General features: G+C 57.2%; 20 protein-coding genes and 5 pseudogenes. 10 read left to right on the top strand and 15 right to left on the bottom strand.

Annotated features, from left to right (window positions below; genetic code table 11):
• Window positions 1-45: 45 nt before the first annotated feature.
• Window positions 46-1,068 carry a zinc-dependent alcohol dehydrogenase family protein gene (locus ACMGT0_RS15990; protein ID WP_054057369.1) on the bottom strand — a complete coding sequence of 341 codons (1,023 nt, stop codon included), beginning with the start codon at window positions 1,066-1,068 and terminating at the stop codon, window positions 46-48.
• 307 nt (window positions 1,069-1,375) lie between these two features.
• Here ACMGT0_RS15990 and ACMGT0_RS15985 point away from each other — a divergent pair, with 307 nt between their 5' ends.
• From ACMGT0_RS15985 to ACMGT0_RS15975, 3 genes and pseudogenes are all read left to right on the top strand, one after another.
• Window positions 1,376-2,290 (top strand): LysR family transcriptional regulator, encoded by a 915-nt coding sequence (locus ACMGT0_RS15985; protein ID WP_017901839.1) that lies wholly within the window; start codon window positions 1,376-1,378, stop codon window positions 2,288-2,290.
• A 142-nt stretch (window positions 2,291-2,432) separates the two neighbouring features.
• Window positions 2,433-3,704 (top strand): tyrosine-type recombinase/integrase, encoded by a 1,272-nt coding sequence (locus tag ACMGT0_RS15980; RefSeq protein ID WP_416768954.1) that lies wholly within the window; start codon window positions 2,433-2,435, stop codon window positions 3,702-3,704.
• Between the two features lie 6 nt (window positions 3,705-3,710).
• Window positions 3,711-4,238 (top strand): annotated as a pseudogene (locus ACMGT0_RS15975) (alpha-hydroxy-acid oxidizing protein); the annotation flags it as partial.
• 14 nt (window positions 4,239-4,252) lie between these two features.
• On the opposite strand, the pseudogene ACMGT0_RS15970 reads toward ACMGT0_RS15975, so the two are convergent.
• From ACMGT0_RS15970 to ACMGT0_RS15940, 7 genes and pseudogenes are all read right to left on the bottom strand, one after another.
• A pseudogene (locus ACMGT0_RS15970) lies at window positions 4,253-4,453 on the bottom strand (S24 family peptidase); the annotation flags it as partial.
• A gap of 81 nt (window positions 4,454-4,534) precedes the next feature.
• Window positions 4,535-5,242 carry a hypothetical protein gene (locus tag ACMGT0_RS15965; RefSeq protein WP_416768953.1) on the bottom strand — a complete coding sequence of 236 codons (708 nt, stop codon included), beginning with the start codon at window positions 5,240-5,242 and terminating at the stop codon, window positions 4,535-4,537.
• A 368-nt stretch (window positions 5,243-5,610) separates the two neighbouring features.
• On the bottom strand, window positions 5,611-5,856 hold the full coding sequence (locus tag ACMGT0_RS15960) for a DUF3158 family protein (protein ID WP_416768952.1): 246 nt from the start codon (window positions 5,854-5,856) through the stop codon (window positions 5,611-5,613).
• 201 nt (window positions 5,857-6,057) lie between these two features.
• Window positions 6,058-6,381 (bottom strand): annotated as a pseudogene (locus ACMGT0_RS15955) (type II toxin-antitoxin system RelE/ParE family toxin).
• A 253-nt stretch (window positions 6,382-6,634) separates the two neighbouring features.
• Complete coding sequence (locus ACMGT0_RS15950; RefSeq protein WP_416768951.1) at window positions 6,635-7,969, bottom strand: acetamidase/formamidase family protein; 1,335 nt, start codon at window positions 7,967-7,969, stop codon at window positions 6,635-6,637.
• Window positions 7,970-8,382: 413 nt separating this feature from the next.
• Window positions 8,383-10,815 (bottom strand): flavin-containing monooxygenase, encoded by a 2,433-nt coding sequence (locus tag ACMGT0_RS15945; protein ID WP_416768950.1) that lies wholly within the window; start codon window positions 10,813-10,815, stop codon window positions 8,383-8,385.
• Window positions 10,802-12,472, bottom strand: a complete 1,671-nt coding sequence (locus ACMGT0_RS15940) for a GMC family oxidoreductase (protein ID WP_416768949.1) — start codon at window positions 12,470-12,472, stop codon at window positions 10,802-10,804. Before ACMGT0_RS15940 ends, ACMGT0_RS15945 begins: the two co-directional genes overlap by 14 nt.
• Window positions 12,473-12,680: 208 nt before the next feature.
• On the opposite strand from ACMGT0_RS15940, the gene ACMGT0_RS15935 reads away from it, so the two are divergent.
• The 4 genes from ACMGT0_RS15935 to tnpC all read left to right on the top strand — a co-directional run bounded on the left by ACMGT0_RS15935 (window position 12,681) and on the right by tnpC (window position 16,182).
• Window positions 12,681-13,706: an AraC family transcriptional regulator gene (locus ACMGT0_RS15935; protein WP_416768948.1), complete on the top strand. Its 1,026-nt coding sequence runs from the start codon at window positions 12,681-12,683 to the stop codon at window positions 13,704-13,706.
• Between the two features lie 224 nt (window positions 13,707-13,930).
• Window positions 13,931-14,251: an IS66-like element accessory protein TnpA gene (tnpA, locus tag ACMGT0_RS15930; protein ID WP_416768947.1), complete on the top strand. Its 321-nt coding sequence runs from the start codon at window positions 13,931-13,933 to the stop codon at window positions 14,249-14,251.
• A complete protein-coding gene (tnpB, locus tag ACMGT0_RS15925; RefSeq protein WP_416768946.1) occupies window positions 14,248-14,583 on the top strand; it encodes an IS66 family insertion sequence element accessory protein TnpB in 336 nt (111 codons plus the stop codon). The genes tnpA and tnpB overlap by 4 nt, the downstream gene beginning before the upstream one ends.
• Before the next feature lie 63 nt (window positions 14,584-14,646).
• Window positions 14,647-16,182, top strand: a complete 1,536-nt coding sequence (gene tnpC, locus ACMGT0_RS15920; RefSeq protein WP_416768945.1) for an IS66 family transposase — start codon at window positions 14,647-14,649, stop codon at window positions 16,180-16,182.
• A gap of 407 nt (window positions 16,183-16,589) precedes the next feature.
• Here tnpC and ACMGT0_RS15915 read toward each other — a convergent pair whose 3' ends face one another.
• From ACMGT0_RS15915 to istA, 3 genes are all read right to left on the bottom strand, one after another.
• A complete protein-coding gene (locus tag ACMGT0_RS15915; protein WP_416768944.1) occupies window positions 16,590-17,150 on the bottom strand; it encodes a hypothetical protein in 561 nt (186 codons plus the stop codon).
• 117 nt (window positions 17,151-17,267) lie between these two features.
• The gene (gene istB, locus ACMGT0_RS15910) at window positions 17,268-18,050 is read right to left on the bottom strand and encodes an IS21-like element helper ATPase IstB (protein ID WP_416768943.1); all 783 of its coding nucleotides are present in this window, start codon (window positions 18,048-18,050) and stop codon (window positions 17,268-17,270) included.
• Window positions 18,047-19,072, bottom strand: a complete 1,026-nt coding sequence (gene istA, locus ACMGT0_RS15905; protein WP_416768942.1) for an IS21 family transposase — start codon at window positions 19,070-19,072, stop codon at window positions 18,047-18,049. Before istA ends, istB begins: the two co-directional genes overlap by 4 nt.
• 318 nt (window positions 19,073-19,390) lie before the next feature.
• On the opposite strand from istA, the gene ACMGT0_RS15900 reads away from it, so the two are divergent.
• The 3 genes from ACMGT0_RS15900 to ACMGT0_RS15890 all read left to right on the top strand — a co-directional run bounded on the left by ACMGT0_RS15900 (window position 19,391) and on the right by ACMGT0_RS15890 (window position 22,887).
• On the top strand, window positions 19,391-19,672 hold the full coding sequence (locus ACMGT0_RS15900; protein ID WP_416768941.1) for a pyocin activator PrtN family protein: 282 nt from the start codon (window positions 19,391-19,393) through the stop codon (window positions 19,670-19,672).
• Window positions 19,673-20,693: 1,021 nt separating this feature from the next.
• The gene (locus tag ACMGT0_RS15895) at window positions 20,694-21,218 is read left to right on the top strand and encodes a LasR-specific antiactivator QslA (RefSeq protein ID WP_416768940.1); all 525 of its coding nucleotides are present in this window, start codon (window positions 20,694-20,696) and stop codon (window positions 21,216-21,218) included.
• 199 nt (window positions 21,219-21,417) lie between these two features.
• Window positions 21,418-22,887 (top strand): MFS transporter, encoded by a 1,470-nt coding sequence (locus ACMGT0_RS15890; protein ID WP_416768939.1) that lies wholly within the window; start codon window positions 21,418-21,420, stop codon window positions 22,885-22,887.
• 24 nt (window positions 22,888-22,911) lie between these two features.
• On the opposite strand, the gene ACMGT0_RS15885 is transcribed toward ACMGT0_RS15890, so the two are convergent.
• The 4 genes and pseudogenes from ACMGT0_RS15885 to ACMGT0_RS15870 form a co-directional block, all read right to left on the bottom strand.
• Window positions 22,912-23,313 (bottom strand): hypothetical protein, encoded by a 402-nt coding sequence (locus ACMGT0_RS15885; RefSeq protein ID WP_416768938.1) that lies wholly within the window; start codon window positions 23,311-23,313, stop codon window positions 22,912-22,914.
• Window positions 23,314-24,301: 988 nt separating this feature from the next.
• Window positions 24,302-24,742: pseudogene (locus ACMGT0_RS15880) on the bottom strand (transposase); the annotation flags it as partial.
• Between the two features lie 594 nt (window positions 24,743-25,336).
• A complete protein-coding gene (locus ACMGT0_RS15875) occupies window positions 25,337-25,666 on the bottom strand; it encodes a hypothetical protein (RefSeq protein ID WP_416768937.1) in 330 nt (109 codons plus the stop codon).
• Between the two features lie 154 nt (window positions 25,667-25,820).
• Window positions 25,821-26,115: pseudogene (locus ACMGT0_RS15870) on the bottom strand (transposase); the annotation flags it as partial.
• Between the last annotated feature and the right edge of the window lie 48 nt (window positions 26,116-26,163).

Genomic DNA, 26,163 nt, shown 5'->3' with positions numbered 1-26,163 from the left:
CCGTATCAGTCGCCTGATACGGGGCTGATGACACCTTGGCCGGCGTCAGGCCGGATCGAGCTGCAACGCCACGCGACCACGGCATGGACAGGCGTCCATGAAACGATGGGCCTCGACGAACTCGTCGAAGGGAAACGCGCGAATCTCCATCGGCGGCAACACACGATCGGCCGTCAACTGGTTGATATCGCGCAGGGCCCGTTGCACTGCCGCCTGGTCCTGCACAATGCCCAGCTCCGGCTTGCCGGTGAAGTTGCCGATGCAGTGCACGAAGAACTGGATGTTCTTCTGGAACGCCGCGCAGGCAGGGAACGGCGTCTGGTTGCCGCCCTGCAGGCCATAGAGCACCAGGCTGCCACGCGGCGCCAGCACATCGCCGAGCATCGACATCTGCGGGCCGCCCAGGCCGTCGAAGACCATGTCGACACCCCGTCCATCGGTGTACTTGTTGATCTGCATCAGCAGATCCTGCTCCTCGGTGACCACCACCTTCTCGGCGCCCAGGGCCAGCAGGCATTCGCGCTCCTCGGCGGTCTTGGTCGCGGCGATCACCTTCACGCCCAGGGCCTTGCCCAGTTGCACGAAGGCCGGGCCGGCGCAGTGGCTGGCATCGGTGATCAGGGCGAACTGCCCCGGCTTGACCCGCGCCAGGTCGACATAGGCGAAATAGGCGATCAACAGCGGGGTGTAGTGAACGCTGGCCTGGACCGGCGTCAGCACATCCGGATAACGGGTCAGGGACGAGCGCGGCATGAGGATCACTTCGCCGTACACCGGATAGTCGTTGGGGCTCTGGGCCGGGAAGCTGGCGACCTTGTCACCGACCGCCAGGTCATCCACGCCATCGCCGACCGCCGTGACCACGCCGGCCATCTCATGACCGATACCGGCCGGCAGACGGGCGTGGGAGGACGCCAGGTTCTGCCGCCAGAGCACGTCGTACCAGCTGATACCGATCGCCTCGACACGCACCTGCACTTCGCCCGGTGCGGGCAAGGTCGTCGCATGCTCTTCGCACTTGAGCACCTCGGCCGAACCAAACTTGTGAAAACGGATCGTGCGGGACATCGCAAACCTCGCCAAATGAACTTCTAATGACACGAACTCTATCCGGGCTTTGTGGGGAACACTATCCGTGCCCGTTAATAGTCGACATGCCTGTCATTGATTCGGGGGCATTGTACACAATGTCAGCCGCAGCGGGCCGCGGCTGTGAGAAAAGCCGCTTTTGCCGGCCGAACAGGCCCCGAAATCGGGGACCAGACGCTGCCATTCCCCGGCGAAATAGGAAAGTTCATTTTTCCAGTGCGAATCAGACGGTTTTGCCCGTAAGATTCACCTCTTACGTTATTGACCCTCCTGTGAAGCGAGCCCGATGAACCGTAACGACCTGCGCCGCGTCGACCTGAACCTGTTGATCGTGTTCGAGACCCTGATGCACGAGCGCAGCGTCACCCGGGCTGCGGAAAAGCTGTTTCTCGGCCAGCCGGCGATCAGTGCGGCGCTGTCGCGCCTGCGCAACCTGTTCGACGATCCGCTGTTCGTACGTACCGGCCGCAGCATGGAACCTTCGGCCCGGGCCGAGGAAATCTTCGCCCTGCTCTCGCCGGCCCTGGACTCGATCTCCACGGCAGTGAGCCGCGCCGCCGAGTTCGACCCGGCCACCAGCACCCAGGTGTTCCGTATCGGCCTGTCCGACGACGTCGAGTTCGCCCTGCTGCCGCAGTTGCTCAAACGCCTGCGCGCCGAGGCGCCGGGCATCGTGCTGGTGGTGCGCCGGGTCAACTACCTGCTGATTCCGGCCAAGCTCAGTTCCGGCGAAATCTCCATTGGCGTGTGCTACACCTCCGACCTGCCCGCCAATGCCAAGCGCAAGGTGCTGCGCCGCAGCTCGCCCAAGGTGCTGCGCGCCGACACCATGCCCGGCCCGCTGACCCTCGATGACTTCTGTTCGCGCCCCCATGCGCTGGTGTCCTTCGCCGGCGACCTGAGCGGCTTCATCGATACCGAGCTGGAGAAACTCGACCGCAAGCGCCATGTGGTGCTGGCGGTCCCGCAGTTCAACGGCCTGGGTACGCTGATCAGCGGCACCGACATCATCGCCACCATCCCCGATTACACCGCCGATGCCCTGACCGCCGCCGGTGGCGTGCGGGCCGAGGACCCGCCGATTCCGGTGCAGAGCTTCGAGCTGCACATGGCCTGGCGCGGTTCGCAGGACAACGATCCGGGCGAACGCTGGCTGCGTTCGCGGATCCAGATGTTCTGCGGGGACCCCGAGAGCCTGTAGGCCGGTTCCACTGAAGGCCATAAAGGCTTTTAATACAGGCACTTAAGTCGAAAATGCGTCCATTACCGTCCGTCTGATTCCACTCAATTCCACCTTGACTGGGGGTATCTTTTGGGAAAAACCAAAAAGATACCCCCACGCCATGTCCGCCGAAAGACCGCCTGCCTTCCGCCAAAAACTCAGCGACGCGTTCATCCGTTCGCTGACCACCGCCGGCAAATATGCCGACGGCGAAGTGCCGGGTCTGTATCTTCAGGTGCGCCCCTCACTCAAGCCCGGCAAGTCCCCCTCTCGTCATTGGCGCCTGAAGTACCGTCTGCGCGGCAAGGAGCAGGTCTTCGTGATTGGCCGGTACCCCGAGGTGAGCTTGAAAGAGGCCCGCGAGTCGGCCCGGGCCGCACGCCATAACGTGTTCCATGACCTCGATCCGCTCAAAGCGAAACGGGCCAGGATCGAAGCGCAAAGGCTCAACGAGGCACGTACGTTCGCCTACGTGGCCGAGGAGTGGCTGAAGTTCAAGTCTCCCGACCTGGTCAGCAAATCCATCGCCGGATTTCGCGGCGCCCTGCGCAACCACATCTTGCCCGCCATTGGCACCATACCTGTGACCGAAATCAGGCTTGAGCACATCACCGCAATCATCAGTGCCCTGCGCCGTGCCCGCACCATGGCCATGGCCAAGCGCGTACGTACCCTCATCCGGGCCGTGCTCGGCTTCGCGCAGGGGCGCGGCTGGCTGGAGCGAAACGTGGCGCTGAGCAACACCGAGGAACTCAAAATCCGCCAGGTCGTCACCAGCAATCCCGCGATCGAGCGACCGGCCGACTTGGGACGCTTCTTGCTGCGCCTGGATGAACTCGCCCCGAACAGCGTCACCACGGCAATGCGCTTGCTGGTCATGCTGCCGGTGCGTCCGGGCGAACTGGTGAAGATGCGTTGGGAAGACATCGACCTGATCAACGCCGACTGGCGCTTTGTGGTCAGCAAGACCCGGTACCTGGACAAGAGCAAACACATCGTCCCCCTGCCGGAGCAGGCGCTGGTGCTTCTGCGCGAGCTGCACAAGCGCCGGGTGGTGGATGAGGCCGGCAACGGCTGGGTGTTCGTCTCCCCGGTCTACCCGGGGCGCCCCATCAATGCGACATCTCTGGCCAAGTCCTATCAGCGACTCTGGCCGGAATACGCCATTACCGCTCACGGCTTTCGCGCCACCTACCGCACCCTCGCCCATGAGCATTTGGGCATCGATCCGATTGTACTGGAGCTGTCGTTGTCTCACCGCATGCCAGGCGCACTGGGCGCGGTGTATGCCCGCGCTCAATTGCTACCGCAGCGTCGGGAGGCCGCGCAGCAATGGACGGATTATTTGGATCGGTTACGCAAGAATGCGGCGTTAGCGGCGCAGAGTGACTGAGTCAAAGTGGTAGCCGACCAGGTCGGTGGCGACCTCTGGTTCCAGCTGTACGTGGTGCACCCTACCCTTGCCGATCAGCTCGTCGCCCGGGCACTGGCGGCGGGCTATCGAACCCTGGTCCTGACTACCGACGTTGCGGTCAACGGCAAGCGAGAACGTGACCTGCGCAGCGGCTTCGGTCTGCCGTTCAAGTGCAGCCCCAAGGTGCTACTGGATGGCATGCTGCATCCGCGTTGGTCTTGGCGCCTGCTCACCGGGGGCATGCCGCAGATGGCCAACTTCGCCAGCCGGGAAGCCTATGACGTGGAACTGCAGGCCGCCCTGCTCTCGCGGAAAATGGATGCGAGCTTCGATTGGAACACCCAGCAGCGACTGCGGCAGCGTTGGCCCCATCGCTTACTGGTCAAGGGCGTGCTGCCCCCCGAGGATGCGTCCCGCTGCATCGAGCTGGGCGCCGACGGCGTCATCCTGTCGAACCACGGGGGACGTCAGCTCGATGCCAGCTGTTCGCCGTTGGCGACGCTGCCGGACATCGCTCAAGCGCATCTGATGCCCGCGCCCTGCATGCTGTCGCCTTGGATCGAGACCAGGTACACATGGGGTGCCCGTATATTCAAAAGCTCATCCAATGAGATCTGCCGCTCGATGTGATCAGCGGCCGGTGACGGGAATCCCGCCGGCACCTTGAAGGCACAGAGAGGCAGCGCAACGCCGCCCCCAGCCAAAGGACCTAGAATGGTAAAGCTCATGACGCACGACTTCCGATATATCTGTACGAATATACAGTTAACTTAGAATAAACTTTACTCCTCGCGCTCACAAAATAGGCATCATTTATTTAGCAGCGTCAACATAGACTCGACAAGCCCCTTATAATTATAGGCGCCCTCTGCCGAATCATTTCCGCATTCATACTTCGAAACCTTCCCCGCATCGACCAACAAGAAGTTGTTAGCGATCTGTTTCTGGTAGAACCCTCTTGCACTCATCTCATGACATGGCACAGCAATGACAGCAGCATGAGACTCCCTTGATGCATAGAAAAGACGAACAGAGACAGAAGCGCACCCCATAATCTCTTCATTAATGAACATCAGATGGCCAAATCTCTTTTTTTCATCTTCCCTCGAACCTTCAAGCTTACCGCCAATAGCAAGCAATACACGCTTCGCGATATCCATTGACGCGCCATCTGAGATCCCGGGTAGTGCTTGTTGGATTATCTGCGTGCCAACAGGCACCGCGCAACTTCGGATTTCTAGGTTTCTATCATATCTTTCAAGCTGAACGAACAAACCGCTACCCTGAAGAAGCGTCATCCATCCATCATAGTCAAACAGGCCTCTCCCACTTTCACTCATGGCCTTAGCCATGGCATCAAACAAGGTAGAGACGCCTTTGAACAAACGCCTAGCCTCATCACTCAACGTAGCCTCTCTACTAGTTGAGGCTGTAAAAATATTACCAGTGGAGTTTAGTTGAAACTTAACCGCCGCATCTTCGTCTTGAGACATAGATTCAAAATCAAACCTTCCCATGCTTGCCCATCCCTGCTCAACCAAGATGATGATTAGTACCCCGAGAGCCTGAGCCCGAGCACCTGGACAGAAGCTGCCCCGCCTAGTTATACGCCTTAGCCTAAGAGAATTGAAAGAGTGGAGTCCGTAAAGCTCTACGCGTGGAAGCAAGACCCGACATGGTCGCCTTGGTTAAGCCGGTCTCTATCTCGCAACTCAAGCTTGATATCCATTTGTTCCCTCACCCCAGAAATGGGTAGTCCCGCTCAGTTCCCTCCCGAATGCAGCAGGGCGTGTTGAAGTATGTGCTGCTCGTAGGCCTGATCAGCCGCCGCCACCTTGTTGGCACACAAGAACGCCTGGCGCCCCATACTGTGAGTCAGGCTGATCTACATGTTGATCACGATCCGTTGCAGCTCCAGCGCATACAGATCGGAGATCAAGTTGATCGGCGTATGCTCATCACGTACTAGCTCCGCCCACAAATCGGCCCCCATCTTGGTACGGTCCGATCGGCTCCAACGCAGAAAAATAGTACCCGCCCCGGTCGACGGCTTGATCAAGCGAATGGGCAACAACGTGAAAGGGTACCTGTTCCAGCAGCAGTGAGCCGTTGCCGATGCTCTTTGCGACATCCCGCACCGATGGACCATCTACGTCGCTGCCTTCTGCGTACACTATGGCCCAGGCCGAGCGCGACAACCGGCGCCGCAAGAAGGCGGCCGCACTGCAGGAGGAAGACCTACGCTTGAAGGTTCGACCAGGGACTAAACAGGCCCTGGCTGAAATCAAACAATGGGCCGAAGTTGAGGAAAATGGCGAAGCGATGATCTTGCTCATTGCCACTCCGGAATATCCCGCGCGCCCTGCAAGATACGCCAGACGTCAATATGGTCATCACGCTCGATGTAAAACACCAGGAAGGGATAACGCTTCAACGGCCAACAGAGCAACCCAGGCAGCTCGAGTTCATGGGCGTAGCCAGATCCCGGAGCTCGGCTGACGAGAGATGTATAGACGCGCTCCAGAACGTCTACAAAACCGAGCGCTGTCTGTTCCGCCTACTCGTCAAGGTTGTAACCGGTCGCCTACTCAACCTCCTGCCCGGCCAGGGCCTGCGTGATGACCGGAATCCCTCCTTTCCCGTGCAACTGTCTCATTCGTCAGCCCGGAGCACTGGCAACAAGGTTGGCTGGTCCGGCACCGCGTCCGGGCTGAAATTCCGTCCCCATCAAATGCACCCGCCACATATATGCCAAAGGCTAGGCCTGGGGCTATAACTGCAACGGATGCTCCAGCAACGAATCGACATCACCGGGCACTAAAGGCTCGTCCTCGGACTGTTGCAACACCGTTTTCACCCATTCGAAGTGCGCCAGTTCAACCATCTTCATTGCTCTCAACCGGAGAGCATTACTCCAAGTCGTACTTCTCACGCACCAGATGAGCGATGCCCATTCGGTCCAACACGCTCATCGGGCACAGAAAAGTCACGCGCACCGTGCCGGGCAGGCGGCTGATGTCGATGGAACCGGTGATGGTCGCGCGATTAAGTATTTCGTCATACGGCAGGCCGGTGACATTAGCGGCGCGCCGTAGGCCGTTTTCCACAGCGAGGTTGAGGTTTTCTCCGCTGCCGATGAAGGTGATCGGACCGCTCTGCTCGATTTCCTGCTGGCCCCATTGCTCGCCCAGAGCACGGACATCAGCGCGCTGACGGGCATTCATCGGCCGCGCCATCGGTGGTAGATCATCGAGGTTTTGCAGGAGGATCGGACCTTCCAGCGTCAGGTTCTTCACCACCTCAACCACCACTTCGGTTTCCCCGGAGCAATCGGTGGCGTGCCCAGCAATTTCCCCATTACCCTGCTGGGCGTGCATATCGCCCATGTACACCCCGGCGCCCGGCACTTTAACCGGGCAGATCAGCACACAACCCTCGCGGATCGAGTTGGTGTCCATGTGGCCATCGGTCTTGGCCGCGTGCAGCTCTTCTCTGGTCATACCGAAACGGTGCGGGGCGCTGATCAGGTACTGGCCGAAATCGGCGCAGTTGTGCGAGTCGGGCAAGTCTCGCGACGGCAGGGTACCGATATTGCCGAGAAACGGCCGCATGTGCGCGGCGACACCCGGGATGTCGGCGCGGGCTAGAGACAGGATCGAATGCTGGGCGGCGAATTCCGGCAGTGCTGACATTTCGGACGCCTTACCGGCGAGCCGGTTGGCGATGTCCTGATTGACCGTCAGGCTGACCTGATTCTTCGCATCGAACACGATAACGTAGCCATGGCTAAAGCGGAACGCACTAACTTCGGCGCCGCAGTGGTTACAGCGAATCGAATCCTCGCCGATGCCTTCGACATGGCTAGCCGGGTGTTCGGTGCCGCATTTGGCGCAAAACTTGGAAACGAACGGATCACCATTGTAGCGACCCTCGACGAACGACATGACCCCGGAAGACGTGGCCAAGGAGGTGACGCGCATGCTTTTGATCTTGATCGCCACGGCGTCGCCGATTTCAGCGCCGTCAATGGCCACCGGCTGCGTCACCTCATGGCCACCCTCGAAGGCCGGAGTGATCATCGGTCCCCAGCAGCCCGGCGGCGTGCCGGTGATCAGGGTGCCGCCATCAGCCAGCGGTCCGAGCATCGCCAGGCTCGGACCGATGATGCCGTGGGTGTATTGATCGACCCGCAGGCGGTCGACCGGCGTGACGTTGGGGATGGAGTCAGAAGCAGGCGTTGTCATTGTGGTCCCCTTGGGAAAATAGGAGCGAACGGCCGCCGGCTGAGGCAGCCCGAGAAGGGTCAAACAGCGCATAGTTCAGCGCAGCTTTGTATCTGCTCTGTGTTCAACGGGGATGGGTAATTGCGGGTGACTGTATCGGAGGGCGCGATAGACACATTGCGATACACGCTACAGGAGATCTCGTCGCCTCTCGCCGCGGTGCTCCTCTGCCGAACAACACCTAATACATGATCCTGCAACGGGGGTTCTACCCCACAACCAGAACCCTCAGGCGAGGCAGGTCGATTTTGACCTGGGCTCCCCAGAGCAAAAGGAAGGTGCTCTGGCGTTGACGCTGAGGCGCATGGATCCACCGCAGGGAGTGCCGTATATGCTCCTGTCGCTCCAGGGAGAGCCTTTGAGCAAGTAGGTTTTCATTGCTGCCCTCCTGAACGAGGAAGTTGCCCCTGCGCAAAAGTGCCTATTGCCTGTAGCGCATTTGCTGCTGAACGCAGGTAGAACGCTTGCAATTGAAATACGTGCCAGCGCGTCATGTAGATCTCCACACGACAATCGACTCCGCTACAGATTGCGTGCTCGGCTAAGCGAGTGGAGTCGGACAACAGCAACTCATCGTCGCCGACCTGAACCATCATTGGAGGTAGCCCTTTCAGGCTGACCTGCAGCGGCTGCTCCATCAGTTCACCGGCATACCACCTCAACCCCTGCTCCAACCAGCCTCGACTGATCATCGGATCTTGCTTTTTACGCGAGGACATTGAGCTGCCGCCAAAACGAGGGTCGACCATCGGCGACATCAATAACAGCGCGCCGGCAAAACGAACGTATAGGTCGCGCAGTTTTAGCGCCAGACACAGCGTCAACGAAGCGCCTGCTGAATCACCGGCCAGGAAAATCCGTGAGGGTGTATAGCCCTGAGCCCTCAGCGCCTCGTAGCAGACCAAAGCGTCATCGAGCCCAGCAGGATAAGGATTCTCTGGCGCTAACCGATAATCAACCACCCACACCGACATACCCGAGTTCTTGGCCAGACGGCTTGTAATACTCCAGTGAGTATGAGGCGAGCCCACACAAAACGCCCCCCCGTGCAAATACAGGATTACCCCACCGTTTTCGCCTTGCTTAGGAGCAACCACTTGCACCGGTACGTTATTGACTAATTGACGATAACGAAACACACCGTGCGTGCCCGGCATCAATGCCGACAACACTCGCACAACTTTACGCTGCGCCGCAGCACCCAAGCCCGGACCGATCAGCGAATGGAATGTGGTGCGCAAAAAGAGCCTTAAGAAGCCCGCGCTCAGCCGTTCCTTCAACGCCCCTGGGGCAGCTATGGTCACTCCCCCCTCGAGCGGACGGCTGAAGCGATAGGCGTGCAAGCCAGAATACCGAGTTAACATGCGATAGCTGACTGTAAAACCCGGCCAGTTGGTGCTGTTGTTACCGGCTGCGTCGAGGTACCAGCTCTTGCAGCCGCTCCATACCGTAGCAGCCAAGCGCTGCTGAGTGCGCCGGTGGAAGCGTTGAGACACGCTGGCATCAACTTCCACGGTATTGGCACCCGAGACTTGGAGCATACGCCAGCAGCGCATAACGTGGGCAATCTGACTCTCCAGCATATAAACGATCGAGTTGTGCCCTAGATTGGTGTTCGGTCCATACAACATAAAAAAGTTCGGAAACTCGGGCACCGTCAGCCCAAGATAGGCGCGTGTACCGTTGCGCCAGGCGTAGTTCAGGTCGACCCCTCCACGTCCAACGATGCGCATCGGCGCCAGGAACTCGGTTGCAGCAAAACCAGTGCCATAGATGATCGCATCCACGTCATGTTGCTCACCGTCAACCGTCTCAATGCCGCTCTCGTTGACCCGCGCTATGCCCTGCGTCACCAATTCCACATTGGATCGACTCATGGTATTAAAGTACTCGCTGGACAGCAGAATACGTTTGCAGCCGTACGGATAATCCGGCGTCAGCTTCTGTCTCAATGATGGATCGCGTACCTGCTCGGCCAGTAACCGACGAAACGGCACACCCACCGCCCACTTCATCAGGCCCTTGAAACGTGTGAAGGCCAACGCGCGGGACTCGTAGCGCAGGTAGATCAGAGCGCGGTAAGCGCGCATAACCCCCGGCATTTTCTTAAAAAGCGACTTTTCCCGTTCGGAGTAGGCGCGGTCCGGCCGTGGCATCAGGTGCGCGGCAGAACGCTGGAAGACTTTCAGCTGCCCGACAGTAGCGGCAATCGCCGGCACGAACTGAATCGCCGAGGCACCGGTACCGACCACCGCTACCCGTTTGCCGGCCAACGGATAATCGTGGTCCCAGGTCGCCGAGTGGAACACATGGCCCTTAAAGCGCTCCATCCCCGCCAGCGCGGGAAATGCCGGACGGCTGAGCTGGCCGGTACCACTGATCAACAACGAAGCGCTTAGCACCTGGCCGTCTTTCAGGGTTGCACGCCAAAGCGAGCTGGCTTCGTCGAATTCAGCGGACACCACTTCAGCGCCAAAACGAATGGATGGATGCAGCCCGTACGTCTCTGCGCAACGACGCAGATAGGCGTAAATTTCGGCCTGGGGCGCGAACACTCGACTCCAGTCCGGATTCGGTTCGAACGAGAACGAATACAAATGCGAAGGCACATCACACGCCGCACCGGGGTAACTGTTGTCTCTCCAGACGCCGCCAACATCGTGTTTTTTCTCCAAGATCAGAAAGTCCTTCACCCCGGCCTTTTGCAGGGCCACGGCCATGCCGATACCGGCAAATCCCGTACCGATGATAATGGCGCTCAGGGGCTTGTCCGCCTGACGATCAACTTGCGCTTCAGGCTGTGACATGAGGCACCTCTTTATTTTTTTTAGCAGCGACGGCATTTTCGAAACGGGCGGAGGCGTGCGTCTGTGGGAGACCACGAATCAAGTCCACGGCCTTCTCGGCGATCATGATCGTGGGCGCATTGGTGTTGCCGCCGATCAGGGTGGGCATGATGGATGCGTCAACGATACGCAGCGCTTGCAGGCCGTGCACACGCAGTTGAGCGTCGACCACGGCCGATGGATCTTCACCCATACGGCACGTGCCGACAGGATGGTAGACGCTGTCGGTGCGCTCACGCAGCAGGGTGCGAATCTGCTCATCGGTTTCGACCCCCTCGGTGTACAGGCTTCGTGTGATCCATTTGGCCAGTGCCGGAGCCTGCATCAGACGACGGGTGAGTTTGAATGCCGCGACCATGTCTTCAAGATCCTGCGGCTCTTTCAGAAACGCCGGATCGATAAGCGGTGCCGCTTGTGGATCGTTGCTCGCCAACGTAACGCTGCCGCGACTACGTGGCCGTAACAAACAGACGTGGCACGACAACCCATGCCCCAAGCGCATGGTCCGCGCATGGTCTTCGACCGGGGCAACGACAAAATGCAATTGGATATCCGGTTTATCCAATGTGTCGCAGGTTTTGAGAAATGCTCCGCCTTCGGCGAAGTTAGAAGTGAGCATGCCGCGGCGCGCTTGGCGAAATCGCCAGATCTCCTTCAGCATTTTCAAGCAGCCTCCCAGGGAAACGCCCATGGCGTCGAGGCTGTTGGTCTTGTAAACGAAGACGAAATCCGGATGATCCTGCAGGTTTTGCCCGACACCTGGCAGTTCGTGCAACAACGGGATGCCATGGCGCTGCAACTGCGCCTTCGGCCCTACCCCGGAGAGCATCAATAACTGCGGTGTCTGCAAGGCCCCTGCGGCAAGGATCACTTCACGTCGAGCTCGAAGGGTGTATACCTGCCCGTGTTGCAACACCTCCACACCCACAGCACGGGTGCCTTCGAACAAAATGCGTTGCACCTGGGCACGGGTTTCAACGCTCAGATTATCGCGCACGCCAATATGGGGCAGCAGGTAAGCGCGTGCCGCACTGTAGCGCTCACCATGTTTTTGCGTGACTTGGTAGACACCGACTCCCTCCTGCTCTGATCCATTGAAATCGTCGTTGAGCGGCAAACCGGTTTCGCGGGCGGCCTCCAGAAAACGCTGCTGAAAGGGATTGTCGGAGCGCAAATCGCTGACCCATAACGGCCCGTCTCTGCCGTGCCAGGCATCATCAAGGCACTCGTTATGCTCACTGCGTAGGAAGTACGGTAAGACGTCCTTGTACCCCCAGCCAGGATTACCCAGAGAGGCCCAATGGTCGTAGTCCCACTGATGTCCACGCACATAAATCATGGCGTTGATCGCCGAAGAGCCGCCCAACGCTTTGCCTCGCGGCTGATACCCCGTGCGTCCTAGCAGTCCGGCCTGCGCGACAGTGCCGAAGGCCCAGTTGTTCACCCTGGTTGGCACCATAGCCACTGTGGCGGCAGGAATATTGACGAGACTGGACCGTCCCTCCCCTCCAGCTTCCAGCAAGCAGACGCTGGTGTCCGGATCTTCGGACAACCGTCCGGCCACCACGCAACCAGCAGAACCTCCACCGACGACGATGAAATCGAAAATCTTTTTCATGGTTGTTATTCCTTGGGCAAGGCAGAGCGACGTCTGCGGCTTCGCAAACGCGCGACCTGGTTTGACCAGGCGCTGCAGTGACCTTTTATTGTTGTTGGAACGGCGAACCGTGCGACTCAATGGTGACGCGCCTTGTTAAAGATCCGAATGCTGCAACGGGACAACTACTTTATTATTTGGGCCAATGTTTTCATCGAAGGCACATGGTATGAGCTTTAGGAATTTTCTTCGGGGTCCGACCAGTGCCTTGCTGATGGTTGAGTTCGGCGATGAAAAAGGTTTTCCGGCTGAAAAGATTTTGCTCGGCTCGGGACTGACATTGGCGCAATTGGCCGATCCGAATTTGGAGTTAACTGCCGACCAGGAGCTGCGCGTTGCCGAAAACCTGTTGCGTTTATCAGGCCATGCTGCGGGGCTAGGTTTCGAAGTCGGCATGCGCTATCACTTCTCGACCTACGGCCTATTCGGTTACGGTCTGATTAGCAGTGCAACCATCGGCGATGCGCTGGCTCTGGCGCTGCGCTTTTTGCCGTTGACCTACGCGTTCACGGTGGTCGCCTATGAAGAACAAGGCGATGAAGGGGTACTGACCTTTGCCGCTCCAGGATTAGCACCGGACCTACGCGAATTTCTATTGGCCCGCGACATGACAGCGGCTGCGCTGTTGCTAAAGGAACTGGGCGGCAATGACTTTTCGTTATCACGCTTCTGTCTGAGCAAGCAGCCGCCGCCTATCCCTGAAAATGTGGAAGTGCTGGGGTGTGCCCCTTCGTACGCGGCTAAAAGCAACAGCTTGGCCTTTGATCGCTCTTTTCTCCGTCTCCCTTTACCTCAAGCCAACGCGGTGACTGTTTCGATGTGCGAACAGATGTGTACGCAACTGATGCAGCGTCGCATCGCACACGCTGGGATGACGGCATTGGTGCAGCACTACCTGACCACCCCGGATAATGGCCTGCCCGATCTATCCAGCATTTCCGAGCTACTACATGTGAGCCCGCGCACACTCAAACGCAGACTAAAAGAGGAAGGGACCACATTCCGAAAACTGCTCGCCGACGTCCGTAGTCGCAACGCCATCAACCTGCTAAAGGACGGTCACATGAACCTGACTGAGATCGCTGAACGCTTAGGCTTCAGCGACCTGTCAAGTTTTTCCCAGGCATTCAAGCGCTGGCATGGCATATCGCCAAGTCAGTTTTCACAGCAAAAAAACAACTTTGGCATTTATTAGACAGACGAACTGTAACCCCCCCGAGCGCTTACATGAGAGTGAATACCCGCTTCTGACCGATTTTGTTGAGGACTTCGGTTTTATGAACTATTGGTACACCAACCGCTAAAAGTGCCTTTTGGGCGTAAGCGTCCGGCAAACTCACCTTCCGAACTCCAGCTTTAAGGGCGATGGTGTCCGCGTATTTTTAAGCGGACGCGATCACCCTTATCGCCAGGATTTCCATGCGCCAACGAAGCTCTTATCCGAAGCCTTTCAAAGCCCAGGTCGTTCAGGAATGCCTGCAACCTGGCGCAACCGTGTCCAGTGTCGCCATCAGCCACGGCATCAACGCCAACGTCATCCGCAAATGGCTGCCGCTCTATCGAGACCAATCCGCGACAACTTCGCTACCGGCCTTTGTGCCACTGAAGGCTGCCCCTAAACGGCCAGTTGAAGCGTCAGTGATCATTGAGTTAGCCATGGCCGGGCAAGTGATCACGGTGAGATGGCCGACCTCAGATCCCGAGGGCTGTGCGCAATTTATCCGGGCTGTCGCCCAATGATCCGCATCGATGCGATCTGGCTGGCCACCGAGCCGATGGACATGCGCGCCGGCACCGAAACCGCATTAGCCCGTGTGATCGCGGTATTCGGTGCGGCGAAGCCGCACTGCGCTTACCTGTTCGCCAATCGCCGGGCTAACCGAATAAAAGTCCTGGTGCACGACGGCGTAGGCGTCTGGCTTGCAGCGCGACGACTGAATCAAGGCAAGTTTCACTGGCCCGGCATTCGCCATGGCAGCGAGGTTGAACTCGACAGCGAACAACTCCAGGCCTTGGTGCTGGGCCTGCCGTGGCAGCGCGTTGGTGCAGGCGGTGTGATCAGCATGCTGTAACCGCCGTGCATTTGGCCGGTCTACGTGTCGTCGTCACGTGCCTGCTCTGGCACAATCGGCGGCATGACTTCCTCGCCCAACCTCGACCAGATGACCCCGGAACAGCTTCGTGCCTTGGCGGCACAGGCGTTGCAGTTGCAGTCCCAGGTCGAGGCGATGAGCAAGAAGATCCAGAACGATCAAACCGTCATTGAGCAGCTCACTTACGAAATTGCCCTGCTCAAACGGCACAAGTTTGCCAAGCGCAGCGAGCAAATCAGCCCGGCGCAAAGCAGCTTGCTGGATGACTTGCTCGACACAGACCTTGAGGCTATCGAGGCCGAGCTAAAACAGCTCCTTCCAGCTGCGCCACAGGCCGAACCACGGCAATCCCCGAAACGTGCGCCATTGCCGCCGCAGTTTCCACGCACGGTGATTCGTCACGAACCCGAAAACACCCAGTGCGCCTGTGGCTGCCAACTTCAACGCATCGGCGAAGACGTCAGTGAGAAGCTGGATTACACACCGGGTGTATTTACCGTCGAGCAACATGTGCGTGGCAAATGGGCCTGCCGTCAGTGCGAAACACTGATCCAGGCGCCGGTGCCAGCGCAGGTTATCGACAAAGGTATCCCGACCGCAGGCTTGCTGGCCCACGTCATGGTGGCCAAGTTTGCCGATCACTTGCCGCTGTACCGGCAGGAAAAGATCTTTGGTCGCGCCGGGCTGGCCATTGCTCGCTCGACCTTGGCCCAGTGGGTCGGACAAACCGGATTGCGGCTCCAGCCGCTGGTTGACGCACTGCGTGAGGCGGTGCTGAACCAAGGCGTGATTCACGCCGATGAAACACCAGTGCAAATGCTTGCGCCAGGCGAGAAGAAAACTCACCGAGCTTATGTTTGGGCCTACAGCACGACGCCGTTTTCGGCGCTCAACGCGGTGGTTTACGACTTCAGCCCAAGCCGTGCCGGCGAACATGCACGCAACTTCCTGGGCGTCTGGAACGGCAAGCTGGTTTGCGATGACTTCGCTGGCTACAAAGCTGGTTTTGAGCAAGGCATCACTGAAATCGGCTGCATGGCTCACGCCCGCCGCAAGTTTTTCGATCTGCATGTCGCGAACAAAAGCCAGTTGGCCGAACAGGCGCTGCACTCGATTGGCGGTTTGTACGAGGTTGAACGCCAGGCTCGGGATATGAGCAACGAAGACCGCTGGCGAATACGTCAGGAAATGGCGGTACCGATCAGCAAAACACTGCATGACTGGATGTTGGCCCAGCGCGACTTGGTGCCCAACGGATCAGCCACGGCCAAAGCCCTCGATTACAGCCTGAAACGCTGGGTAGCGCTGACGCGCTACCTAGATGATGGGGCTGTGCCCATCGACAACAACCAAGTTGAAAACCAGATACGGCCATGGGCGCTTGGCCGCTCGAACTGGCTGTTTGCCGGGTCGCTGCGCAGTGGCAAACGGGCGGCTGCCATCATGAGTCTGATCCAGTCGGCACGCATGAATGGGCATGATCCGTATGCCTATCTCAAGGATGTGCTGATGCGGCTGCCGACGCAGCGGGCCAGTGAGATCGGGCAATTGCTACCGCATCAGTGGGTGCCGGCCTGACTTACGCAAGGTGAGTTCGCCGGACGCTTACTTTTGGGCACACCGCTGCACAAAACTTAAGATCGGCCCCCTCAAATCAATGAACAGCCCATGGCTGTATAGACAGATCCAAGCGTCAGATTCCTTAGCTAGGACCAGACTGACCGGCTGCTTTTGGCCGGTAGCTGGTAAGCGTCCGCCCAACTCACCTTGCGTAATTCAGGACGGCATCCGACGCACATCGTCGTGCACAGGCCTTGCCCAAAAGGCTAGAATCGTCGGAGCACGAACTCAATCGCCTGCAGCGTTAGACCTTTTGTCAACTGAAAGTGAGCAAGACAAGAGCTTCAATGAACTTTAAAGTCGCTTGCTTTACCCACCGGGTGCCGCCCTTGCCAATGGTTAGGAGCTTCCATCTCTACTGAAGCTCAGCTCCTCAGCGGGCCCAAGTCAATCGCCAGGCAGCGAAGGTCAGTAACCTGTGCAACCATCGTGTCGCTGGCCTCGTCATAGGTGAAGGTGCCCAGGAAATAGAACGTGAAGTACCTTACCAGTCGTGCCTGATCGAGAAGTTCATTCACATAGCGCCTTGATCGGTGCTGAGTCATGACCTCATCAGAGACCTGGAGAGAAGCATCTTTGTCCGCAACCTTGTCATAGAAGCTGAATACGAAGCCGGCCCCTTCCCGCGGCTCAATCCGCCCACCGCCGTTGTAGACGTATCCTGCAGTGCCAGGCCTGGCCCAAGCCACCTTCTTGAAGTATGAACGCAACGGTATCTCACCACGCCCTGTCACGTTGATCGTTACCTCGGGAAAGAGGTCTTTCAAGGCTTCGCGTGTGTCGTGGTAGTAATCCACTAGCTCACGCAGGTCACCGCTTCGATGCTTCCGATCAGATCGGGTGCCTTCTGCGCCGCCACCGCCCCGTCGACGAATAGCACCAGCCTCGTCCTCGTCACCTGGTGCTGCTCGAGGTGGACGTACCACGGGTTGCTCTGGCTGTGTCGGGGGAACAAAGATATCGATTACCTGTCAACGCCAACCCAAAACTGACCCCTCTACCTCATTTTTCGCCAACTGAAATTTGACCCCCTTGGCCTGTTTCTAAACGGTTTTCTCTGCCCTGGTCGGGCTGGTACCCGCCTTGCGTTTGTCCTTGAGGCGATAGCTGTCGCCCGAGATCTGCACGATGTGTGCGTGGTGTAGCAACCGATCCAGCATCGCGGCCGTCAGCGTCTGGTCATCCGCAAAGGTGCCAGCCCACTGGGTAAACGGCAGGTTGCTGGTCAGAATCATGCTGCCGCGCTCGTAGCGCCTGGCGACCACGTTGAAGAACAGGTTGGCTTCGTCGCGACCGAAAGGCAGGTAGCCAATTTCGTCGATGACCAACAACCGAGGCCCCATCACCGCACGGTTGAAATACTCTTTCAGGCGATCCTGTCGATGGGCCGCTGCCAGTTGCAGCATCAGGTCAGCGGCGGTGATGAAACGGGTTTTGATACCCGCCTGGGTCGCGCGATAGGCCAGGGCGCAAGCCAGGTGCGTTTTGCCTACGCCACTGGGGCCGAGCAGGACGATGTTCTCGGCACGTTCGACGAAGCTCAGCCCGGCCAACTCCTGCAGTTGCGCTCGCGGCGCACCGCTGGCAAACGCGAAATCGTACTGCTCCAACGTCTTGAGCGCAGGCAGTGTCGCCATCTTCAGCAATGTCTGGCGCGAGCGCTCAAGGCGTGCCTCAGCTTCAGCGCGCAGCAACTGCTCCAGGAAATCGGCGAAGCTCTGTTCCTGAGTCGCGGCTTGTTGTGCCAGGCCCGCCCAGTCCACCGCCATCCGTTCAAGCTTGAGCTGTTGGCACAGTTCGATGATGCGGGCATGCTGCAGGTTCATCGGCTCAACTCCAGTAACTCATCATAGACCGAAAGCGGGTGCTGCAAGCTCTCATGCGGTAGAACCCGTCCCAGGCGCAACGAGGTGATCGTCGGTGCGCTCGTCACCCGGCAGGCTGGTAGGGGCAGCAAGACATCACGTTCTTCAGCCAGGCGAGTTGCCGGTTTTACACCGGTGGTGCCATGTATCCGCTGGTGCGCGATTTCCTCGAGCCAACGACCAATATGCGCATTGGCGGTGGCCACATCCAACGGTAATCCCGCGCTCTTGAGCGTGGCCGCCAATGGTGTAATGAAACTGCCCTTGAGGTAGCCGTTGAAGCGCTCGACCTTGCCTTTGGTCTTGGCCCGATAGGGCCTACAAACACGAGGACGAAAGCCATATTCGTCGGCCAGCGCCAATAACCGGGGATGCCAGCGATGCAGACCTTCGCCATAGGCATCGCGCTCCAGGATGATCGCTCCGGCGTTGTCGAACAGCGCCTCCTCGGGTACCCCGCCGAAATAAACAAAAGCCTCACGCAAGCCGTCCAGCCATGCATCACTGTCTTCGCGGGCACCGAAGCGGACGAAAGTGACGCGGCTGTAGCCCAGCGTGGCGACGAATGCCTTGAGCGGGTTACTGCCCCTGCGGATGGTGGTGAAATCGACTTGCACCTGCTGACCGGGCGCCGTCTCGAAGCGCACCACAGGGTCATGACGCGGACATTTGAACGGTGCCAGGTAGGATTTGAGCCGGCTGATGCCGCCTGTGTAGCCTTGTGCCTGGACTTCACGCAATAGCACCGTCGCAGGAATCCAATGTGGCCGGGCCGCTTCCACGCGTTCTTGCAGATAAGCCTTGAACGGGTCGAGCTTCTCTGGACGCGCTGCTCGGCCTGTATAGCGCGGCGACTCGGCTTCGCCACGCAGGTACTTGCGCACGGTGTTGCGCGACAAGCCCAGCGTGCGCGCGATGGTTTTGATGCCCATGCCCTGACGGGCCAATACCCTGATTTCCACTGACTGCTCCTGGGTCAACATCTCGGCAGCTCAAAGCCGCCATGATGGCCCAGGGGGTCAAATTTGCGTTGGCGTTAGGGGGTCAGTTTTACATTGGCGGTGACAAGCACCTCCCTTTCTGAGCCCGAGGAAAGTTCAACTCAAAAAACCTTCAACAAAATCCTAAGAAAGCCAATAGACATAGAAAAACTTCAAGAAGCATTAATTTCATTAACAGAAAATGACATCACAACCGAAAAACATGGACGAAGCATAAAAATCGATAGCAAACATATTAAGCCTAGATGGCCACAGAGCCCTACCAACAAAGCCACTATCATTTGATCATGGGGATTGCACATGAAAACACTGTTTCTATTAATGGCCCAATACGATGGACAGGTTGTGATCCCCCTGAAGGTAGTATGCGATGACTACTTTACCCACCTGACACCTGAGATACTCCAACGCAAAGTCATGGCTGGACAGCTCAAGATTCCGATTACCCGTCTTGAGAGCAGCCAAAAATCCGCGCGCGGCATCCACATAAGCGACTTGGCGGATTATCTCGATCAGCAAAGGGATAGCGCCATAAAGGAACTTCGGAAATGTAATTCTTTTCCCAACCTTACGAGACGATAATCATTACATCACAAAACCCCAATAAACCAATCGATATTAAGCCCAATACTCTTGATTTGGAAAATTAGAGAACCTTCTGGTGTAAGCATGCGACGAGAATCGGCTCTATTCGCATGGAAATGAAATATAACAAGTCCGCAAAATTATCAGTAAACCACAAACTCATCAGAAACTTCACACATCATTCTCGGACTAACCCAACACCTAGCGCCTTGTCTCTGCAAAGCGAACGCCGTTAGGCTGGTTGGGTCATGGACGATGTCCGTGGCCAAGCGTCCCAACCCGAGAGGTGCCCGAAGCGCGGTGTGCTTCCCTGGGGTGTAGTGATTGCTCAATGTAATCGCTACACAAACTCTATGGTAGATCGTGCGGGGCAGGCTTCGGCTTGGCCGGCTCCGTTGGAGGCCGGATTGCGACCCCCGTACGGTCTGCCCTCCCTCCCCTATCTCAAAGGCCTCCATCAGCACCCAAGTAACGCCGAGCCAGGCATCCAGGGGCCTGATCAAGAGAATCCCATACCAACCCGGTCGGTGGTCACACCAGAACAGCCTGAATCAGCTCACTCCTTGAAATAGAATGCGACAAACCCGTCTGTAAGCAGCGAGACGATCCCACGGTTTTATCGGATACTTCTCACGCGCTCTTAGTCCATAACCGACTGAGCAAATCCCCCTTCGTAAGTAAGCTTGTTGAGTCACAGGCATACCTGTGGCCGGGTGTCAGAACCTGTAATCCTCACGAAGGTGCGGTTGCGCCATAAGCGATCGTGTCGGCGCTTCATAGCGTTGGCAACTTCGCCCATATGGTGGACCGTGCGGGGCAGGCTTCGGCCTGGCCGGCGTTCCTTCGTGAGCCGGATTCTGACCCCCGTGCGGTCCGCCACTCCAACCGCGTCAGAACGGCGGGTGTCGGTTCCTTAACCTCACGAGGGAGATAAGGAGAATGGCCTACCCCCCTTTCACGCCCGGGCACCGCCCGCTTCACCCGGCGTTAGCACAACGTGGTCATGGAGTTGCTCTCCATGATTGATCGCTCGCTACTGTCTCGCCTACCCACACCGACACTGATCAAGCTCACCTCCCTAAGCGCCAGCGAAGCAGTCGATCACTTACGCCATGCCGCCAGCCTTTGCCTGGACGGTGCCCGCACCCTGGCTTTTTACGATGAAGAGCAACAGGAACTGGCCAACAAATTGATCAAGGACGCTATCGCCCTCTACGACATGGCGCTTCTGCGGCAACGCTATCGCCTTCCTGCCAACTCGACCGATAGCGTCCACCTCAATGCCTGTACCGACGACCTTCCACTGCCACTGACGCCCTGGGACGAACAGTTTGCCCAGGAAATCGCCAGCGGCGCCCGTTGCGCCGGACAGTGGCTGAATCGGCGCTCGACCCAGCCACTGTGGTGGCAACTGACTCAAGCTCGCCAGGGCTATCCAGAAGGCGGTCGCCGCGATGCCTTTGAGGCCGGTTTTCTGCGACACCTGCAGCAGCAGTTGATCAAAGCGCACTACAAACCACCAGACCGGTCCGCTCCAAGCTGACAACATCCCTTACTTGATAGCTGCCTTGAATAGCCGCCGTCACACTCCCCCTTGAAGTCCAGGTTCTCGAATATCAGGGCCTCCCGCACCATGGGGCGACTGATGACGGATCGCCTCCTTCACGACGCTAGAAGTTCGAACTCCTTCCGTTGCACAGCGCTCCGGCGTTCAGCGACACCGTCGGCGCGCAGGAGTGACCATGACGACTCAGACACTGCCCCACACAGCAGAGGCGTTTGTAGACGAGCGCTGCTACAGCACCGACATCCCCGCGCGCCTCGACCGCCTGCCGTGGACCCGTTTCCACACCCTGCTGGTCCTGGCGCTGGGCATCACCTGGTTGCTCGACGGCCTGGAAGTGACCCTGGCCGGTGCCGTCTCCGGGGCCCTCAAGGACAGCCTGGCCATGAGCAATACCGAGATCGGCGTGGCCGGTGCCGCCTACATCGCCGGCGCGGTGCTCGGCGCGCTGTTCTTCGGCTGGCTGACCGACCGCCTCGGCCGGCGCAAGCTGTTCTTCATCACCCTGTTCCTGTACATCGGCGCCACAGCGGCCACGGCCTTTTCCTGGGACCTGTGGAGCTTTTTGCTGTTCCGTTTCCTCACCGGCGCCGGCATCGGCGGCGAATACACCGCAATCAACTCGACCATCCAGGAATTCACCCCGGCGCGCTACCGCGGCTGGGTCGACCTGACCATCAACGGCACCTTCTGGATCGGTGCCGCCCTGGGCGCCGTCGGCTCGGTGGTGCTGCTCGACCCGGCCGTGGCCGGCGGCGAACTCGGCTGGCGGCTGTGTTTCGGCATCGGTGCGGCACTCGGGCTGATCATCCTGCTGATACGCCTGTGGGTCCCGGAAAGCCCGCGCTGGCTGATGATCCACAACCAGCCGGAAGAAGCCGAGCGCATCATCGCCGAGATCGAGCGCCATTACCGCGAGCGCGGCATCGAGGTGCCCCCGCTGCAGGAGCCACCGCTGCGCCTGCACGCCCGTGATCACACGCCGTTGCGCGAGGTGTTCCACAGCCTGTTCGTCGACCACCGCCGCCGGGCGCTGGTCGGCCTGACCCTGCTGACCGCCCAGGCGTTCTTCTACAACGCGATCTTCTTCACTTACGCGCTGGTCCTCACCGACTTCTACGACGTGCCTTCGGCCCATATCGGCTGGTACCTGCTGCCTTTCGCCCTCGGCAACTTCTGCGGGCCACTGCTGCTCGGACGGCTGTTCGACGTGGTCGGTCGGCGCATCATGATCAGCAGCACCTACCTGATTTCCGGCGTGTTGCTGTGCCTGAGCGGCTACCTGTTCCAGCAGCAGCTGATCGACGCCACCCAGCAGACCATCGCCTGGGTGGTGATTTTCTTCTTCGCCTCGGCGGCAGCCAGCTCGGCCTACCTGACTGTGGCCGAGACCTTTCCACTGGAGATCCGCGCGTTGGCCATCGCCGTGTTCTACGCCTTCGGCACCGGCCTGGGCGGTTTGATCGGCCCGACGCTGTTCGGCGCGCTGATCGAGACCGGGCAGCGCACCAACGTGTTCTACGGCTACCTGATCGGTGCGGCGCTGATGGTCATCGCGGCGGGGGTACAGGCGATCTGGGGGGTGGCGGCGGAGCGACGGTCGTTGGAGCACGTGGCCAGACCGTTATCACAGGTGAAAGATAGCTAGCGTTCTCGTTTCTCTCGCCAAAATTTACTTACTTTCATTCGTGCCCGCTTTTCCATTCCTACCTGCCCAAATAAAATCCGGCTTAATACTACATTTCAACCCAGCATCAACAAGATCGTCAAAAACTTTTAAAATATCTATTGCCTTCCCACAAAACGCAAGAAACTCACCCTGACGAAGCCCTTCCCTAGACTCTAAAAAATTACAACCAGACGCCTTAGAAACAGCCATCACATGATTTTTATTCTTATAATCACCAAAACAAAAAACCTCATAATCCTTATCATCGAGTTTGATCCCATGTATGTCCGTTGCAACCAAAGACCAACCGCACGCCAAACACTTCATACCACCAGTACTACCTTCCTTGAAGGCAACCAGCTCACCACCACATCGCTCACACATCATCAAAGAATAACTTATCATCACGGCTTACCTGGATAGAAAACTTTGAAACCACCTTGATTAGATAGATCAGGAAGATTCGGATTAAGAGGAGACATAGGGGCAACCACCATTTTACCATCACCATAAGCCCATACCAAATTAGTTGGCGCCTTAACCGAAACTCCCATCTTATTCGCAAGATTCTGGGCAAATCCTGCATCGCAAGCCCCCGTATCACAGGATAGCAAGCGTATAGAGAAAATAAATCCGTCCCCGTTTCTGAATCCGTCCCCGTTTCTGGTCCCCGTTTCTGCCCGTTTCTGCAGGTGGGTGAAAGACAGCTAGCGTCTCGATCCCCCGACCTCACGAATATACGCAACTAACGCTGTCGACCGATAACTGACGCTGTATATTCTCGCAGTACCATCGATCAAATCAGAAGCTTGAGAGCTGCACAAAGTTGGGGATGGCTGACCAGTGCGACTGATGCCCAGCAACAAGATATTGCTAGGGTGGTATTGGCTTGATGTAGAAAAGCAGCTATTGCCCCGGCGATGGCCAGCCGGAGACAATAAATTTTTTCCACTCCAACAGAGCCCTCTCGAAATTATTTAGGCTCATATCTATGAAATAATTTTCATCATAAAGAGAATATATCCTAACTCTCTCCACGCTAAGAATCGCCCCCCAACATTCACGCCCCCAATCACCTTGCGTCGAACCTCCAGTTCGTATTTGCTGTATCAGCGAAAGCCCATGATCAAGCCATGGGACAGTCTCAAGATAGGGGACTCCACCGTCATCAATCAGAAGACACGAAAGTAAGTCGATCCCTGCCTCATTACGGACACTTGAGCAACAGTTAGGAAACGGCTTCCCAAAAGAATCATCCCAAAAAAAAGACAGCTCCACTTCAAGCCCTACATAATTGGATAAACTTTTACATTAGGAGTCAAATAACCCTGCACTTCAACCCCGCTTGGAGTAGTCCCCTTCCACATCGGGACTCCTTGCGCATTCATTCGTTTTCTAACACATTCATCCGAGCTTGATAGCTCGACCATGGGTAAGTCACGGGGTCAGCGACCATGCGAGCACGTGCAGGATTCAGCTCGATGTAGCGACAACACGCCAGTAGATAAGCATCCGATTGCACGACACTGGACTTGTATCGGCTTTCCCACAAGGAGCTTCAGCCGATTGCGATAACGTGTCGTCCGTGCTGCCAGCGCCTTCATCAACTGGCCCAACCATGCGACTGTTTCACGGGGGCCAGCAAAAGATGAACAGGATTGGTCATCAGGCAATAGGCGTAGACCTTCACGCCGAATACTTCCTTGAGCTCACGCAGATTCGCGAGATAACACTGATAATCTTCCGTGCCCGCAAACACTATCTGACGGTTATGACCACGCTGTACTACATAACGCGGGTAGTTTGGTAACACAACACGTCCCATCCTGGGCATACCTGAAGCCTCCTTCCGTTGAAGCTTTCAGAGTAGCAAACGGATTATAAAATAAATCCGCCCCCGCTTCTCGACAATAAATTTTCCCCGTCATCAACCAGAAGACACGAAAGTAAGTCGCCCCTGCCTCATTACGGACTCTTGAACAACTGTTAGGTAACGGCCGTCCAAAAGAGCCATCCTCAAAAAAGATAGTTCCATTTAATCCATACATAATCGAAAAGAGAAACGGAGATGGAGATGGAGATGGAGATGGAGATGGAGATGGAGATGGAGATGGAGATGGAGATGGAGATGGAGATGGAGATGGATTTATTTTCCTGAGTCTCGCCCGAACTCCACATACCGCTTTTCTCTATCCGTAGATTAACAACACTCTCCATCTCCTCCAAGAAACAATCCGCTCCTTTCAACTGGCCTCGTCGCAGAGCCCTGTGGATCAGGCTAGGCTCATCAGCTGAACCAGCTTATTGTATAAATCTTTCGTGACGATGGCACGGTTCTTTCACGAAAAAAATAAATCCGCCCCACTTATCCTCACAAAAATAAAATAATCAGAAAGCACCACCCTAAACATGGAACTTTTCAAACTAACTAATCATAGCGAAAATCAATAGAAAGCTTAGAGCGCTCGACATCAAAGCTTAACTCACACCCAACCCAGAGTGGAAAATCCCCAACCATCCCTTTTTCAGAGTATTCTTTTTTCAGCAACAACAAACAATCAAACAAGTCACTATCAACCTTTGAGCTAGGAGGGCTAAACCAATCCTTTTTCCCATCTGCATCTATGTAATCAAACAAAAGCTTGCAGTGATCATTTCCTTTTGATATCTCAGCATCAACAACAACAAATCTTGCTTCATCAGGTGCAATTGAAAAAAGTATCTCACCTATTGCCAAGTAAATTTCATCTTCGCTCATAAACTATACCCCTCCAGGAGCATTAACAAAGGTTTCACGAACCCTGCCGTTAAAAACAGCAGGGCGCGGTGGCTTTTGACCTTGACGCGAGACCGGCTAATGGGCGTCCCCGTTTCTGTTTCCCCGTTTCTCCGCGTCCCCGTTTCTCCGATCACAAGGTGCCAGAACGCTCCTCAAACCGATTGCGATAAGGGGCCGTCCGTGCTACAAGCGCCTTCATCAACTAGCCCAACCCTCGACCGCGTCACCGGGGGCCAGCAAAAGATGAACAGGATTGGTCATCAGGCAATAGGCGTAGACCTTCACGCAGAATACTTCCTTGAGCTCCCGCAGATTCGCGAGATAACGCCGGTAATTTTCCGCACCCGCAAAAATTATCTGACGGTTATGACCGCGTTACACTACATGGTGCGGGTAGTTTGGTAAACAATACGTCCCATCCTGGGCATACCTTAAGCCTCCTTCCGTTGAGTCTTTCAGAGTAACGGTTCAGAAAA

This window comes from Pseudomonas sp. RHF3.3-3 (genome assembly GCF_048069595.1).
GTDB classification, from domain to species: Bacteria; Pseudomonadota; Gammaproteobacteria; order Pseudomonadales; family Pseudomonadaceae; genus Aquipseudomonas; species Aquipseudomonas fuscovaginae_B.
The sequence above is the reverse complement of the archived record's forward strand: the minus strand, read 5'-3'. Positions and strand labels throughout refer to the sequence as shown.

What these genes read in the sequence shown, in the direction of transcription:
- ACMGT0_RS15895 (WP_416768940.1), top strand. Translation starts at nt 20,694, where the DNA reads ATGATTGATCGCTCGCTACTGTCTCGCCTACCCACACCGACACTGATC.
- istB (WP_416768943.1), bottom strand. Translation starts at nt 18,050, where the DNA reads ATGAACCTGCAGCATGCCCGCATCATCGAACTGTGCCAACAGCTCAAG.
- ACMGT0_RS15985 (WP_017901839.1), top strand. Translation starts at nt 1,376, where the DNA reads ATGAACCGTAACGACCTGCGCCGCGTCGACCTGAACCTGTTGATCGTG.
- tnpC (WP_416768945.1), top strand. Translation starts at nt 14,647, where the DNA reads ATGACTTCCTCGCCCAACCTCGACCAGATGACCCCGGAACAGCTTCGT.
- ACMGT0_RS15875 (WP_416768937.1), bottom strand. Translation starts at nt 25,666, where the DNA reads ATGAGCGAAGATGAAATTTACTTGGCAATAGGTGAGATACTTTTTTCA.
- tnpB (WP_416768946.1), top strand. Translation starts at nt 14,248, where the DNA reads ATGATCCGCATCGATGCGATCTGGCTGGCCACCGAGCCGATGGACATG.
- ACMGT0_RS15885 (WP_416768938.1), bottom strand. Translation starts at nt 23,313, where the DNA reads ATGATAAGTTATTCTTTGATGATGTGTGAGCGATGTGGTGGTGAGCTG.
- ACMGT0_RS15940 (WP_416768949.1), bottom strand. Translation starts at nt 12,472, where the DNA reads ATGAAAAAGATTTTCGATTTCATCGTCGTCGGTGGAGGTTCTGCTGGT.
- tnpA (WP_416768947.1), top strand. Translation starts at nt 13,931, where the DNA reads ATGCGCCAACGAAGCTCTTATCCGAAGCCTTTCAAAGCCCAGGTCGTT.
- ACMGT0_RS15890 (WP_416768939.1), top strand. Translation starts at nt 21,418, where the DNA reads ATGACGACTCAGACACTGCCCCACACAGCAGAGGCGTTTGTAGACGAG.
- ACMGT0_RS15900 (WP_416768941.1), top strand. Translation starts at nt 19,391, where the DNA reads ATGAAAACACTGTTTCTATTAATGGCCCAATACGATGGACAGGTTGTG.
- istA (WP_416768942.1), bottom strand. Translation starts at nt 19,072, where the DNA reads ATGTTGACCCAGGAGCAGTCAGTGGAAATCAGGGTATTGGCCCGTCAG.
- ACMGT0_RS15990 (WP_054057369.1), bottom strand. Translation starts at nt 1,068, where the DNA reads ATGTCCCGCACGATCCGTTTTCACAAGTTTGGTTCGGCCGAGGTGCTC.
- ACMGT0_RS15965 (WP_416768953.1), bottom strand. Translation starts at nt 5,242, where the DNA reads ATGGGAAGGTTTGATTTTGAATCTATGTCTCAAGACGAAGATGCGGCG.
- ACMGT0_RS15960 (WP_416768952.1), bottom strand. Translation starts at nt 5,856, where the DNA reads ATGTCGCAAAGAGCATCGGCAACGGCTCACTGCTGCTGGAACAGGTAC.
- ACMGT0_RS15950 (WP_416768951.1), bottom strand. Translation starts at nt 7,969, where the DNA reads ATGACAACGCCTGCTTCTGACTCCATCCCCAACGTCACGCCGGTCGAC.
- ACMGT0_RS15980 (WP_416768954.1), top strand. Translation starts at nt 2,433, where the DNA reads ATGTCCGCCGAAAGACCGCCTGCCTTCCGCCAAAAACTCAGCGACGCG.
- ACMGT0_RS15945 (WP_416768950.1), bottom strand. Translation starts at nt 10,815, where the DNA reads ATGTCACAGCCTGAAGCGCAAGTTGATCGTCAGGCGGACAAGCCCCTG.
- ACMGT0_RS15935 (WP_416768948.1), top strand. Translation starts at nt 12,681, where the DNA reads ATGAGCTTTAGGAATTTTCTTCGGGGTCCGACCAGTGCCTTGCTGATG.